The organism is Caldicoprobacter algeriensis (genome assembly GCF_023838525.1).
GTDB classification, from domain to species: Bacteria; Bacillota; Clostridia; order Caldicoprobacterales; family Caldicoprobacteraceae; genus Caldicoprobacter; species Caldicoprobacter algeriensis.
Map to the genome: position 1 here is coordinate 166,506 of NZ_JAHUQD010000003.1, position 15,020 is coordinate 181,525.

General features: G+C 39.7%; 14 protein-coding genes and 1 pseudogene. 14 read left to right on the forward strand and 1 reads right to left on the reverse strand.

The window, feature by feature from the left end; genetic code table 11:
• The first annotated feature begins 144 nt into the window (after positions 1-144).
• The gene (locus tag KVG29_RS03005) at positions 145-1,071 is read left to right on the forward strand and encodes an AEC family transporter (RefSeq protein WP_252226397.1); all 927 of its coding nucleotides are present in this window, start codon (positions 145-147) and stop codon (positions 1,069-1,071) included.
• Positions 1,072-1,075: 4 nt separating this feature from the next.
• Here KVG29_RS03005 and KVG29_RS03010 read toward each other — a convergent pair whose 3' ends face one another.
• Positions 1,076-1,903, reverse strand: coding sequence for an AraC family transcriptional regulator (locus KVG29_RS03010; RefSeq protein ID WP_252226399.1), 828 nt, complete (start codon positions 1,901-1,903; stop codon positions 1,076-1,078).
• 357 nt (positions 1,904-2,260) lie between these two features.
• Between KVG29_RS03010 and KVG29_RS03015 the strand changes: the two genes are divergently transcribed.
• The 13 genes and pseudogenes from KVG29_RS03015 to KVG29_RS03075 all read left to right on the forward strand — a co-directional run bounded on the left by KVG29_RS03015 (position 2,261) and on the right by KVG29_RS03075 (position 15,000).
• The gene (locus KVG29_RS03015; protein ID WP_420840518.1) at positions 2,261-4,333 is read left to right on the forward strand and encodes a beta-galactosidase; all 2,073 of its coding nucleotides are present in this window, start codon (positions 2,261-2,263) and stop codon (positions 4,331-4,333) included.
• Between the two features lie 459 nt (positions 4,334-4,792).
• Positions 4,793-5,284 carry a DUF6431 domain-containing protein gene (locus KVG29_RS03020; protein WP_276576363.1) on the forward strand — a complete coding sequence of 164 codons (492 nt, stop codon included), beginning with the start codon at positions 4,793-4,795 and terminating at the stop codon, positions 5,282-5,284.
• Between the two features lie 154 nt (positions 5,285-5,438).
• Positions 5,439-6,809, forward strand: coding sequence for a DDE-type integrase/transposase/recombinase (locus tag KVG29_RS03025; RefSeq protein WP_252226405.1), 1,371 nt, complete (start codon positions 5,439-5,441; stop codon positions 6,807-6,809).
• A 130-nt stretch (positions 6,810-6,939) separates the two neighbouring features.
• On the forward strand, positions 6,940-7,170 hold the full coding sequence (locus KVG29_RS03030) for a hypothetical protein (protein ID WP_252226406.1): 231 nt from the start codon (positions 6,940-6,942) through the stop codon (positions 7,168-7,170).
• Between the two features lie 16 nt (positions 7,171-7,186).
• Positions 7,187-7,471: a TIGR04540 family protein gene (locus KVG29_RS03035; protein ID WP_252226407.1), complete on the forward strand. Its 285-nt coding sequence runs from the start codon at positions 7,187-7,189 to the stop codon at positions 7,469-7,471.
• A gap of 249 nt (positions 7,472-7,720) precedes the next feature.
• Positions 7,721-8,011 (forward strand): hypothetical protein, encoded by a 291-nt coding sequence (locus KVG29_RS03040; RefSeq protein WP_252226409.1) that lies wholly within the window; start codon positions 7,721-7,723, stop codon positions 8,009-8,011.
• Positions 8,012-8,068: 57 nt separating this feature from the next.
• A pseudogene (locus KVG29_RS03045) lies at positions 8,069-8,515 on the forward strand (glycoside hydrolase family 3 C-terminal domain-containing protein); the annotation flags it as partial.
• 308 nt (positions 8,516-8,823) lie between these two features.
• Positions 8,824-9,573, forward strand: a complete 750-nt coding sequence (locus KVG29_RS03050; protein ID WP_252226413.1) for an IclR family transcriptional regulator — start codon at positions 8,824-8,826, stop codon at positions 9,571-9,573.
• 200 nt (positions 9,574-9,773) lie between these two features.
• A complete protein-coding gene (locus KVG29_RS03055) occupies positions 9,774-10,700 on the forward strand; it encodes a dihydrodipicolinate synthase family protein (protein WP_252226426.1) in 927 nt (308 codons plus the stop codon).
• An 89-nt stretch (positions 10,701-10,789) separates the two neighbouring features.
• A complete protein-coding gene (locus KVG29_RS03060) occupies positions 10,790-11,863 on the forward strand; it encodes a sialic acid TRAP transporter substrate-binding protein SiaP (protein ID WP_252226427.1) in 1,074 nt (357 codons plus the stop codon).
• 67 nt (positions 11,864-11,930) lie between these two features.
• Positions 11,931-12,452 (forward strand): TRAP transporter small permease, encoded by a 522-nt coding sequence (locus tag KVG29_RS03065; RefSeq protein WP_252226428.1) that lies wholly within the window; start codon positions 11,931-11,933, stop codon positions 12,450-12,452.
• Positions 12,453-12,488: 36 nt separating this feature from the next.
• A complete protein-coding gene (locus KVG29_RS03070; RefSeq protein ID WP_252226430.1) occupies positions 12,489-13,778 on the forward strand; it encodes a TRAP transporter large permease in 1,290 nt (429 codons plus the stop codon).
• 247 nt (positions 13,779-14,025) lie between these two features.
• Positions 14,026-15,000: a uroporphyrinogen decarboxylase family protein gene (locus tag KVG29_RS03075; protein ID WP_252226431.1), complete on the forward strand. Its 975-nt coding sequence runs from the start codon at positions 14,026-14,028 to the stop codon at positions 14,998-15,000.
• The last annotated feature ends 20 nt before the right edge of the window (positions 15,001-15,020 follow it).

Consider the following 15,020-nt stretch of genomic DNA (forward strand, 5'->3'; position numbering starts at 1 on the left):
TATACAAGATTTTGCAAGGAGTGACATTATATTCGTCACTCCGTTTTTTGTTAAATTTAAGGTTGGTTGAATGCCATGTTGTTTTGATGCTACAATGGTAACTGTTGAACGGCTGTAAGTGGATAGGAAAGGGGTTGTAAACAGATGCTGCTACATATACTGCTTCACAATATTGCTCCTGTGTTTTTTTTAATCAGCCTGGGCTATATATTGGGAAAGGGGTTTCGGTTGGATATCCGTTCCCTCAGCAAGATAAGCGTATATGTGCTGGTCCCCTCTACAATGATCGTAAAGATGTACGAGACGGATGTTGATATTAAGCTTTTGATGCCGGCGTTTTTCACTGTTGCGTTTGTCTTAATCCTTTCTGTTGTAAGCATAATCCCGGCCAGGTTAAGAGGCTATTGCGATTCAAGAAAAAACGCCTTTAAAAATGCAATAATGTTTTACAACTCAGGCAATTTTGGTTTGCCTTTGATAAGCCTGGTGTTTGCCAATACGCCTATGCTGGAATACGCGGTATCGAATCAGATCATGGTCATGATGAGCCAGAATTTGCTAAATTACACTCTGGGGTTTTATAATGCGGCAAGGGGGAAGATGGATTTAAAATCCGCTGTTAAGGCGGTTTTTAAAATGCCTACAGTCTATACTATTTTGCTGGTGTTGTTGCTAAAAATAATCCCCTATGATGTGCGAAAGTTTTTCCTGTGGCCGGCTGTGGTGTATGCAAGCGACGCTATGATTGCGGTTAATCTGCTGATATTGGGCATTCAGCTATCTTCGGTGAGCTTCAATTTTAAGGACTTTGACGTCTATCTGGCGGCTTTTATGCGGCTGTGCGTGGCGCCTTTACTGGCCTATTTGTTAATTGTAGCTTTCAGAATTAGCGGCGTGATGGCTAAGACGCTTCTTATAGCCGGGGGGCTGCCCACCGCTGTAAATACGGTATTGATCGCGGTGGAGTTTGAAAATGAGCACCAGTTTGCCACCCAGACGGTGGTTGTAACGACGCTGCTTTGCCTTTTCACGCTGCCCTTGGTGATATTCTTTGCCCAAAGGGCTTTCTGATGCTTCAGGTTGCACCGTGGATCTTTTTAAATTCCATGGGCGTGACTCCCTCGTATTTTTTAAACACGGCACAGAAATAGCTGGTATCGCTATAACCCACCTTCTGTGCGATCTCCTTTATGGTGACACCAGGAACCTGTATCAGGTGTTCCTTGGCTTTTTGAATTCTAAGCCTTGTCAAATATTGGAACGGTGTCATGTGAAAGGTGCGCTTAAAAAGGCGGCACAGGTGATGTGGGCTGACCTTTATTATAGACGCCATGTCGTTTAGGCAGGGGCTCAAAAAATAGTTTTGTTCCATGTAATTGATGATTGGCTGGAGCTGCCTGTATGGTGCGGAAGTATTTGATGATGACTCCGTATGAGTGCAGGCCCTGAGTTTTACCAGGAACTGGTAGAGCAGCGAAGAACATTCTACTAGCTTAAGCGGGCTTTCAGAGCATATCGAGAGATATATCTCATCCAGCAGTCTGTCGAGGGTTTGCAGGGATGATATGTGGAAAACGTTCCATTTGCCCATGTTTAGCAGGTCGAGTAATGGGTCAAGGGCTGGTCCATCGAATGTGAGCCAGTGGGTGGTCCAGGGTTCTGTGATGGCAAAATACTCATGAGGTATATTGGGATACAAGAAGAAACCCATTTCCTCGGAGATTCGGTATTCATTTCCTGCGATGATCAGCTTTCCGCTTCCTTTGGTGGAGTGAAGCCATTGGTAATATGGAAGCCCTGATGGCCTTATGATGTGTTCTTGATGGTGCTGTATTCCCACGCCTTTAACGTGAAATGGGAGTTTGTCTTCTTCTCCTGTAACCATTGTAAACACTGTTCTCATGAGGAATTACCCCCTATAGATCAATATAGCCATATATGCATCAATATATTGAGATTGAATTTGGGCTTTGGGCAATGTACACTATCAATATAGTTATATTATAAGGGTTTTACCACAATTTACAATATACATTTAATTTGCACTTGTTGACATTAAACTTTAGGGTATTTGCTGGTGTGGCAAGTGGACTATCTACTGCCTAAAAAGCGGGACTTATGAAAAGCCGGGGTTGACTGAACTTACTCACCAACATAAAGCTGACGTAGTTACGCTAGGCATGTAATGGTATTCTGCGGTACGGGGATAACAAATTGGGTGGGAACGATTTGCCAGCGATAAAAATTTTTTTGAGAGGTGATGTTTATGAAACCGATGAAGTATCCCCCTATAAACCCAAAGTTTCCGCATTTTCTCCATGGCGGTGACTACAATCCTGATCAATGGAAAGACACGCCCGAGGTATGGGATGAAGACATGCGCCTTATGAAGTTAGCCCATTGCAATGTGATGTCGGTGGGGATCTTTTCCTGGGCCAGCTTAGAGCCTGAAGAAGGCAAGTTCGAGTTTGGGTGGCTAGATACCATTATGGACAAGCTGGCTGAGAACGGAGTATATGCCATTTTAGCTACTCCCAGCGGGGCAAGGCCGGCCTGGTTGGCTCAGAAATATCCAGAGGTGCTCAGGGTTTTACCAAATCGTCAAAGAATACTGTTTGGAGGGCGACACAACCACTGCTATACCTCGCCTGTGTATCGTGAAAAGACGCGCCTTATAAATCAAAAGCTTGCCGAGCGCTACAAGGATCACCCTGCCCTTCTGGCATGGCACGTATCCAATGAATATGGGGGTGAATGCCACTGTGAGCTGTGCCAGCAGGCTTTCAGGGAGTGGCTGAAGAAGAAGTATGACAACGATCTGGATAAGCTCAACCGTGCGTGGTGGACGGGTTTCTGGAGCCATACATACACCGATTGGGACCAAATACAGTCTCCCGCACCTCATGGGGAAGGGTCTATCCATGGACTCAATTTGGATTGGAAGAGGTTTGTAACCCATCAGACCATTGAGTTCATGAAAAACGAGATTGCTCCATTGCGCGAAATTACGCCAAATGTTCCTGTTACTACCAATTTTATGGGGACGTATACTGGGCTGAATTATTGGAAATTTGCTCCTGAGCTCGACGTGATTTCATGGGATAACTATCCAAGATGGCACGGCGAGGAGCCTGACTGGGAACTTGCATACAAAGTGGCCTTTGTGCACGATATAAACCGCTCGCTAAAGGGTGGAAAGCCTTTTATGCTCATGGAAAGCACGCCCAGTATGACCAACTGGATGCAGGTAGCTAAATTAAAACGGCCGGGTATGCACCTCCTGTCGTCTATACAGGCGGTGGCTCACGGTTCGGATACGGTGCAATACTTCCAGTGGCGCAAAAGTAGGGGATGTGTGGAAAAATTCCACGGTGCGGTGGTTGACCACTGCGGTCATGAGAATACGCGCGTCTTCGGGGATGTTGCAGAAGTGGGCAGGGTGCTTGAGAAGCTGGATCCTATCATAGGTACGACGGTAAGGCCAGAGGTTGCGATAATCTATGACTGGGAAAACCGTTGGGCAATAGACGATGCGCAGGGGCCACGGCGGGAGAAAAAGGACTATCTGTTGACCTGCCAGTCCCATTACAGGCCATTTTGGGAAAATGGTGTGCCCGTGGATGTTATAGATATGGACTGCGATTTTTCGGGTTATAAGCTGCTTATTGCTCCTATGCTGTACATGGTACGTCCAGGAGTGGCTGAGAGGATAGAGAAATTTGTGGAAGAAGGAGGTACATTTGTAACCACATACTGGAGCGGCATTGTGGACGAAAATGATCTGTGCTTCCTTGGAGGGTTCCCCGGGCCTTTGAGAAAGGTGACCGGAATATGGTCTGAGGAGATAGATGCGCTGTACGACCACGATGTAAACCATGTGGTGCTGAAGGATGATAATCTACTGGGGCTTAAAGGCGAGTATGAGGCCAGGGAACTGTGCGATTTGATACACGCAGAATCTGCTGAAGTGCTGGCCACTTACAAGAGCGATTTCTATGCCGGCAGGCCGGCTCTGACGGTAAATTCCTTTGGTAAGGGCAAGGCGTATTATATTGCATTTAGGAACAACGGGGATTTCCTCACCGATTTTTATGGAGCGCTCATTAGGGAGCTGAATCTTAAGAGGGCAGTTGATACTGAGTTGCCGCAGGGAGTAACAGCACAGATGCGCACAGATGGGGAAAGGGTTTTCGTTTTCATACTCAATTTTGTGCCCGAAGAGAGGCAAGTTGATCTCAAAGAGATGCGGTTTAAGGATATGATAACTGGTGAAGATATTACAGGCCGTATATCACTTCCGCCGTATGGGGTGAAGATTTTAGAGAGGTTGTAATCAAAGAGAGAGGATGGCGTTTTAAAACCATCCTCTTTGTTTTTTTGGGTGTATGTCGTATACTTAATTAAGTTTTGTTTAAAATATGCTTTTTAGCATAAAAAGCAAGGAGGAGAGTGATTTTATATAATTTTTATTAAGGACCCTTAAAAGCCTGTTGAACAGCGCGCTAAAGACCTCATTTCTCGCATGACCCTTGATATAAATTCTCAAATTAATTTAGCCCCAATCCAGGTAAAATTGTCAGATTAAATAATCTGACAACAAAATGAATGCTAAAACAATTCGACAAAAATTTTCGATTTATTTTAGCATTCTTTTTTTGTACAATCATGGTGGAGGTGGTCCACCATGCAAATTATGTTTGAAGCACATTGCACGGTAGAGGAATACGTTAAACAAGGTAAAAACTTTCCTTTCCCTAAAGCACCTGGCCGCTGTACAAACCCCAAATGCAGGATGCCTGTTCAAATGAAAAAACACGGATTCTATGACAGGTACTATATCAAAGCCGGTTTTGGTGGAAAAATACTCATTCGTAGGTATTACTGCCCTTATTGTGGCAAAACAGTATCCTTCATTCCCCACTTCTGCTTGCCTCGTTTCCAGTACTGCAGTGAAATTATCCTAAAGTGTATAGAGAAAGCATTGAACCGAAAATGCAGCTTAAACTTGTGCCTCTATGAGCTTCAAAAGCAGTATCCGGGTTTTTCAATCAGCAGGCAGCACATGTACTTTTATACAAAACGATTTAAAGATAACCTCAATTTTATCGAATATGGTCTAAGACAGATAAGCAGCAGCATAACCCTGCCTCCTGCAGGCCTAGAAAAAAGGGAGAGGGCAAGGAAGATTCTCGGCATCGTCAAAACCCGATTCCCCTCAATCCACACCTTCTCCCAAAGGTTCTTCGACACATGCCGCAAATCATTCCTCACCCTTCTCAAATAATTTTAGCATCAAAAGAAGGTAATAGGAAGAAGGATTTAAAAAAAGCCCAGCAACACTTGATTTTCCTTTATTTAAGCGACCTGGCGGTTTAAAATACTATCATAAAACACAGCCTGATTTCGAGCAGGCATACCAGTTTAAGGAGGTATGAAAGATGTTGGATGATAGTATCCGGGAAGCTATTGCCTTAAAGAAGTTTTCACTCATAAGCCCGGTTCTCAACGGGCAGGTAGAAAATCAGAAGGCGTACTTCAAGGAGCTTTGTCAGGACCCGATTGAGATGCCGTATTATGGGCCGCGTAAGTATTCATACAAAACCCTGCAGCATTGGCTTAGCGAATACATGCGTGGAGGTATTGATGCCTTAAAGCCGGGCTATAGGACTGACAAAGGTAAAAGCCGCAAGATAAATGCCGAACTGGCTGAAAAAATTATACAGAAAAAAGCAGACAATCCCCGAATGCCGATCACGGTGCTTTATGAGACTCTGGTGGGTGAAGGATTAATTCTCCCTAAACAGGTATCTTTATCTACATTTTACCGGTTTTTAGAGGATTTAAATTTAAAAACAGCAGAAGGGTGCAGCATTCCCAGGGAAGAGGAAAAGGAACTTAAACGATTTTCACATGAATATATCAACGAGCTGTGGCAAACCGATGTTATGTACGGCCCATATATACAGGATGGCAAAACGAAGAGACAAACCTATCTTTTTGCTTTCATTGATGATGCTTCTCGATTTTGTGTTCATTCCCAGTTCTATCTAAGTCAGAATTTTGAAGCCATGCGCTTAGCATTCAAAGAGGCGGTAGCCAAAAGGGGTATACCCAAGATGCTTTACACTGACAACGGCCGCATTTACCGTTCTCAACAGCTGGAATACATATGTGCAGCGTTAGGTTGTTCGCTCATTCATTCTCAACCTTTTATGCCGCAGGGCCGCGGGCAAATCGAAAGGTTCTTTAATACGGTCAGGATGCGTTTCTTAAGCAGGCTTGACCCTAAGTCCATTAAAAGCCTTGAAGACTTAAATGAACAATATTTTAAGTGGCTCAATGAGGATTACCAGCACAAACACCACAGCGCTATCGGTATGAGCCCCTTCGATTTCTTTATGTCACAGGTATCGCGGATTAGACAAGTTAACGACTTGAACCAGCTGGATGAAATCTTCCTTGTGCGGGTCAGCCGTAAAGTATATCACGACGCTACACTGCAGGTGGGGAATTATCTGTATGAAACCGACCAAAAGTTTGCAGGTATGCGCCTTGAAGTTAGATACGACCCTGAATGGCTAAAGAGCAACAGCAAAATCCCCCTCAAACTCTACTATGAGGGGAAAAAAGTGGGGCAGGCTTACCGCGTTGATTTCCACGATAATGCCCACCTAAAAAGACGCCACACAGAAAACACCAGAAAAAGTGATACCAGCACTTACGAAGAACTCTCTGAGCCTGTACCTGACTTGTCCGGCAGCCTTTTCACATCTCTTTCCTTTGCTAGCATGATGAAGGAGGATGAATAGACATGTTTAGGATTCTTCAAATCCTTTTATCCTAATACTCTCCGGCCAGCCTCTTATCAGAACCAAGCTATCCCTCAATATCAACAGCCCCTTAAGGCAGCGCTTGACTGTTAAGTATACACTGCAAGGTTTGTCTAAAGACGAACTACCGGAATACATAAAAACACGATTGAAAATTGCTGGCCTTACACAGGATATCTTTACACCAGCTGCACTGCAGGCCATCTATGCCAATACCAAAGGGTTCCCCAGGCTGGTAAACAACTTAGCCACCACCTGTCTTATGTTTGCCGCCAGTCAAAACAAAATGCTGATAGACGAAGAGATTGTCTATCAAGCTCAAAACGAAGTTACCCTGTAGAGGAGGTAGAACAATTATGGTACAAAACAAGTCCAAAAGGTACGAAAAAATACTGAGAAACCCCACAACAATAAAGATGTTGGCGCTGCAGATTAAGCAAGCCGCTGACGATTACATTGCCTTAAAAATTAGCGAGAATGAGTTTACCGAACTCATTCTCTACTATGCAAGATATCATCATGGCAAAAAGATGTTTTCTACAATAGGTGATTTAAACCCTACACTGCTGAATCGCATTGGTAAAAAGCGTGCTGAGCTGGTTAAAATCGCACTTACAGGATTTCAAATGTGTATGTTTTAATGTATCTCTCCCCAACTTTATTCTACAGAGGCAGCATTTGCTACCTCAACTTTTTATTATGATACCACAGCAGAAAGATATCTGACAAGACTGCATTTTAACTTGATTTTAAGCTGAATGCCACCTTAATTTGAAAAACGGTCTTATTTAATTTGAAGATATTCACTAATTATTGGTAATTTACAGCTAAATTAATCTGAAAATATTTTCTGTTTTAATTTGAGAATTGACAGTTTAACGGAAGATAAAGTGATAGCCCGTACGCTTTTCTTTAAAAAGAAACAGACTACATATGAACAGCTTTTCTATAATACAAAAACGGTGTACGAGGCAATAAAAGAAACGGTATCGCCTAATACTAAAGTGTATCTTGCGGAGGGAATTAAGGATACGTATAATTACCACAACGTTCACGACTTTTTCTCGATAGATGAGGCGGTACGGGCGGCATCAAAAGCTAGTATCGTAATTGCTGTGTGTGGTGATACCAGTGGTATGGGCAATGGGAACGATAGTGGAGAGTCAGTTGACCCGGTATAAATACATCTATCGTATGAACAGAGATTTCTTCTTTAAGGAACCAAAAAACTTGGGAAACCTATAGTATTAGTGCTGTGCAATGCAAGGCTTCCCGAGCTTTCATATGAGAGCCAATACATGGATGCCGTATTGGAAGGGTGGAAACTTGGCATGGAAGGTGCTTCAGCTATAGCGCAGGTATTGTTTGGTGATTACAACCCTGCGAGTAGGCTTCTTGTAACTCTACCTAAACGATCGGGACAACTTTTGATATACTACTTACAGCATCTTATGGATAAAAAGCAATTCTTGAGGAATAGCTATCTTGAGGTGGATTTAAATCCTTTTTATGCCTTTGGATATAGGTTGAGCTATTTAACCTTTAAATATGAAGACGTACATATGACTAAGGAACAAAATGGGATCAAGGTAAGGGTTACTATTTATAATGAAGGATCGTATGACGGCGAAGAGGTCGTACAAGTGTATGTACGCAAGAGGTTTTACATAGGTGATACAGCTTGAAAAAGAGCTTAAGGCCTACAAATGGAGATTCATTGAAAAAATAAAAGAGTGACGGTTGAATTTGATGTTCTTTATGATTCGTTATGCTATCACAACATTGAAAATCGTATGGGGATAGAAAATTGCTGGGCAGATATAATGGTTGGTTCTTTCTCTAACAATATACATGTGCAGGTATCGCTTGAGTTTACGCTTAATGACTATATTTTTTAATTCTGAGGTGCTTGACAGATTATTAAATAAATGATATATTATTTGTAGATAGTAGAACAATGTTTTATAATATAGCACAAAAGGGTATGTGTAATATGGAAGTAAAAATTAAATCACTAGAGAAAGCGTTAAAAATATTAGAGTGTTTTACCCCGGAAGAACCAGAGCTGGGAGTTACAGAGATAAGCAGAAAGCTTGATATGCATAAAAGTAGTGTTTTTAATATAGTAGATACACTTAAAAAGTGTGGTTATTTAGAACAAGATCCTAAAAACGGGAAATATAGACTCGGACTTAAAGTTCTTAAGTTGAGTTATAACTTGTATTCTTCTTATGATGTAAGAAAGACATTGAGGCCACTATTGGAAGATGTATCTCATAAGACTAACGAAACTGTTTATTTGGGGGTGTTATATGAGGAAGAGGTAATATATATAGATGCCGTTTTTCCCCTATCTTCTACATTGACTAGAAATATAATAGGTATAAAAGCGCCTCTTTATTGTACAGCTATAGGTAAAGCTTTACTGGCATCTTTGCCTGATGATATGATTGAAAAAATACTAAGCAGGCCGTTGGAGGCCTATACGCAAAGCACAATAACTGACAGAGAAAAATTATGGGAAGAAATAAAGCATATACGTATGAAGGGATATGCAGTGGATAATATGGAGCATGAATACGGTATAAAATGCGTAGGAATTGCTATAAAAGGATTAAATGGTTTACCTATATGTGCTGTAAGTATTTCTGGGCCATCACTTAGATTTAATGAAGATAAGATAAGAGAATATGCTTCTATTCTTATGCGACTTAAGAAGAAAGCCGAGACCTTTTTATTGTAATAATTTTTTGAATAAAATTAGTGTTGTTTTTAAATTAAATATGGTTTGCCTATATCAAGAGATATTGTTCTATATTGTAATACAAATCGTATCATATAACTTATATACATACTGGTGGATATTGGAAATTATATAGTTGAGACAATAAAATTTTAAGTTTAATCAATAAATAAAGAACTCAAAAGGAAAGAAGGTTAGTAATGATGCTATCATATGGAAAAGTTTGGCCTACAATGATAACTCCTTTTACAAATGATAACAAAATTGATTATAAAGCATTGGAAGATTTGATAGAGTGGTATATTGATCACAACGTAGATGGATTATTTGCAGTTTGCGGTTCCAGTGAAATGTTTCACCTCTCATTGAGAGAACGGGTAAATATAGCGAGTTTTGTAAAAGAAAAAGTTTGTGGTAGAGTACCTGTGATTGCATCGGGGCATGTGTCGGAGTCAATAGATGATCAAATAGAAGAATTAAAAAGAATGGTTGATACCGGAATTGATGCTTTAATTTTAATCAGTAACAGACTTGCACGCCAGGAAGACGATGATAACGTCTGGAAAAAAAATACTGAACTTATATTAAAAGAAATTACTGATATTCCTTTAGGCATTTATGAGTGTCCATATCCATACAAAAGATTGTTGTCGCCCGAATTGCTAAAATGGTGTGCTGCTACACAGAGGTTTTTCTTGATGAAGGATACATCGTGTGACTTAGAATTGTTATCAGCGAAATGCAAAGCGGTTTCTGGTTCCAATCTCAAAATATACAATGCTAATACTGCAACTCTTGTCAAGTCAATGGAATTTGGTGTGGCAGGTTATATGGGAGTAATGGCCAATTTTCATCCTGATTTATATGTAAGCCTTATGGATAACATTCAATCTAAAGATACAAAGCTTAAAAAACTTGAAAGTTTTTTGAGCCTTGCGTCTCTTATAGAATCTCAGTGTTATCCCATTAGTGCAAAATACTACCTGCGGCTTGAAGGTCTAGCTATAAATTTGGATACAAGATCAAGAAGCTTAAACGATTTTACTCCTGAAATGAAATTGCAGGTGGAATACCTTTATAATCTCACTATGGAATATAGACAAGAATTTTTAGCTCTAAAAGGATAAGCTTAATATGTGTTGATAACATCCTATGAACTAAAGTTTATGGGATGTTGTGATATATATTCAATATTACCAAAGAAAGGGGATCATTTATGAATAAAAAATTATTGAGTTTATTGCTGGTTTTATCTATTATTCTAAGCTTTACTTTAATAGGCTGCAATAAAAATACTGGAACAAATGAAAAGGCTACTCCTGGAAATGAGTCAAACCAGAAAACAGAAGAGAAAAAGCCATCAAAGAAGTTTGCTCTGCGTTTCTCTACGGCATCGGTTCCTACTGATGCTCATACAGAAGCTCTTTATAAATTTAAAGAAGCCATAGAGAAAAGCACTGATGGTCAGATAACGGTTGAAGTTTACCATTCTGGTTCTCTTTATGGTCAAGGGGAAGACTGTGAAGCTACTATAAGAGGCGATCTTGAAATGTGCTATATGTCGGCTCAGTGGATTGCTGAAAAAGTACCGGAAGTTTCAATGTTTACTGCAGGGTATATTTTTAAAGACTATAATCACATGACAAAAGTGTTAAACGGTGAAATTGGTCGTGAATTATTTGATACTGTTGCCAAAAAAATAGGAGCAAGGCCGCTTGCTGCCTTTTATCTTGGTGCTAGGCAATTGAATTTGCGAGATATTGGTAGAGAAGTTAAAACTCCAGCCGACTTAAAAGGTGTTAAACTAAGAATGCCCAATACTCCAGCATGGCTGTTTTTAGGGAAAGCTCTGGGGGCAAATCCTACGCCTCTTGCGTTTAACGAAGTTTATCTGGCATTGAAAACGGGTACTGTCGATGGACAAGATAACCCGCTTCCAACAACTAAAAATGCAAAATTCTATGAGGTTACCAAGTATATTATACTTACTGAGCATGTTATTGATTCAGTATGGCCAACTATTAACGAAAAGGTATGGCAGGAAATGGGGCCAGATTTGCAGAAAAAAATGTTGGAAGCCGTAGAAGTTGCAAGACAATATTGTGATAAAAAGAACCTTGATGCAGAAAAGGAGCTTGTGGAGTTTTTCAAGCAACAAGGACTTACGGTTATTGAACCTGATAAAGAAGCATTCAGAAATGCAGTTCAAAAAGCGTATCTTGACAACAAAGAGATATCCGGTAAATGGGATATGGAACTTTATAATAAAATTCAGGAGCTGGCTAAATAGAATTTATTGTGCAAATCCGGTCCTTTAAAATAAGGACCGGAAAAGTTTTAATTAAGGGAGGATATCGATGAATTCGAGAAAAATTTGGAAAGTGTTGCTTGATACGGTAGAAATATATATTCCCTTAATTATATTTTTAATAATGTTTATAGTATTTGTTGTAGAAATTTTCGCGCGATATTTATTTAATTATCCTCTTGACTGGTCATTTGAAGTTAGTAACTTAACCTATGTTTGGACGGCAATATTGGGGGCATGCTATACTACGCGAAAACACGAGCACGTTTGTTTTACTCTTATTTATGAAAAATTTTCTTCTAAAGGAAGGTTAATAGCAAACTGTTTGGGTAATCTTCTTGTGATTATAGCGTTTATTATTGCAATCTATCCGTCCTACAGCTATATTATGGCGTACCATAATACACATACGGCAGTTTTAGGAATACCCCTCGACATAGGTTTTATGCCTTTTCTTGTCTCTACGGTATTTATAATCAGTCATTTAATTTATGATACTGTAAACGATATACGTAAGCTTATATCTAAAAAGTACGATGTTGATGAAAACATAACCAATAATGCTATATAGAGATGTAAAATTTCATGTAAAGGGTGGTAGTAAAATATGAGTACAGCTGTATGGGTTCCATTAATAATGTTTGTATTAATTTTTATACTGAGGATTCCAATTTCTCTTGGTATGCTTTCTGCAGCCATTTTGTATCTTCTTGTAAAAGGTGCTAATATTGGTCAAATTGTAAATCTTGTTATGTTTAGGTTATATTCCAATTATACTGTCATAGCTGTTCCTCTATTTGTATTTAGCGCACTTGTAATGAATACTGGTAAAATAACAGAGAAGGTGTTCAATTTTGCTGATGCCTTAGTGGGTAGATGGAAGGGCGGATTGGGGCATGTGAATGTACTTGCGTCTCTCATATTTTCAGGTATGACCGGCTCTGCAGTTGCAGATGCTTCTGGACTTGGTATTATGGAAATAGATGCAATGAGGAAGGCAGGATATGACGATGGTTTTAGCTGTGCTGTAACAGCTTCGTCTGCAGTAATAGGACCCACATTTCCACCAAGTATTCCAATGCTTATTTATGCAATGCTCTCAGGGGCATCAGTTGGTGCTTTATTTTTGGGTGGAGTTGCGCCCGGAGTGCTGCTTGCAGTAGTTTTAATGGTTTACGTTGCGTATATTTCTAATAAGAGGAATTATCCCAGGGGACCTCAATATACTTTAAGGGAGTTTCTGGTTATTACATTTAAAGCTCTGCCAGCCCTTTTTACGCCTGTAATTTTACTTACATGCATATATACAGGTGTAGTTACACCCACTGAAGCTGCTGCAGTTGCTGCATTATACGCGCTTGTGGTTTCGATATTTGTATATAAGTCAATGGGCCTAAAAGAGCTTTTTAATGTACTAAAAGAAACAGTTAAAACTACCGGTAACCTTGGCCTAATAGTCGGTTCTGCATTTGCGTTTTCATATATAGCTGCAAATGAGCGTATTCCGCAAACTTTTGCCAGCTTTTTCTTAGGAATTACAGATAATAAGTATGTATTTTTATTTATAATTAACATTGCATTTCTTATATTAGGTATGTTTTTTGATACTTCAACTATACAGCTTGTATTTTTACCTATTGTACTTCCTGTTGTAAACGCTCTTGGTATAGATCTAGTTCACTTTGGGGTTGTAATTTGTCTTAATATGATGATAGGGCTTTTAACACCGCCTTTTGGTATGCTTTTGTTTATAACATCAGGAATTTCGGGGACACCTCTTAAAGATGTGATTAAAGAAACACTACCAATGACTGTGGTTATGATCATTTTCTTGTTTATATTAACCTTTGTGCCTGATATTGTAATGTTTATACCAAACCATATGATGGCAAGATAAGAGTATAGAAAACGAACTTAAACTGTACCTGCTGAGATAGAAAAAATCTATTGATGAAGCAGGTACCATCGCGAAAATAAAGTTTATTCTTTTTTTATAAAGCCTGTTGGAGGTTAATTATATGAAAGATTATAGGTTAAGAAACCATATACCCATAAGTGGTCCAGCAACACGCGAGCCTTTTGTCGGCGATGAGCCCTATTTAAGAGTATCGCTTGGGTTTTGCCCGCGATGGTATAACAGGCGGTTGGGTATAGATTTTTCTGAAAAATGGCACCTTGACCCTGAATACCGATATGAGACCTTGGTGATAATGAAAGGATATCTCCACAAAATATTTCCTATGGTGCCTTATTTTACTCCGCTTTATGAAGATGGTATTGAAAGAAGCTGCGCAACAATTTCTGGTGTACACGGTGCTGTGTTTATCCCTCTTGTTTATGGGCTTGAGGTAACATATAGCAAGGATGACTGGCCGTGGGTTCGTGCTGATAAACATCTTACAAAGGAGCAGATAGAAAACCTTAAGCCTTTCGATCTGTACAGTAATCCGGTAGTTGTGCAACTTTTAGAGCAGATGGATATTATAGAGAAAAAATGGGGAATGATACATGGATATATCAACTATCAAGGTATTTTAAATAATGCCTTCAGAATAAGAGGCAGCGAAATATTTTTGGATATGTATGATGATCCTGATTTTGTGCATTTCTTTTTTAACCACATAGCACAGACTATCTTGAACGTTTCAAAGCTTATACAGGAAAGGCAAAGAAAATCGGGATTTTATATAAACCTGATGTCTCTTAGTAATTGTGTTATGAATATGATTTCGCCGGAACAATATCAAAAATTTGTTCTTCCTTATGATATGATGCTTTCTAAAGAGTATGAAAGGTTTGGTATCCATACATGTAACTGGGATATAACGCCTTATATAAATGTACTTCGTAAAATTGATAAAATGGGATATATAGATATGGGAATGGTTTCGGATATGAAAAGGGTAAAAGAAGTATTTCCGGATGCAAGGAGGGCAGTAATGTACAGCCCTGTAGAACTTGAGAAAAAAACTGCGGATGAAATAAGGTTAGATATACAGAGAATTTACGATGAACTTGCCCCCTGCGACATAGTGATGGCAGATATTCAAGATACAACGCCCGACTCGAAGGTTATAGAGTTTTTAAATATAGTTGATGATGTTCAAGGGAAATATTGATGCTTATATCAATAATTCTG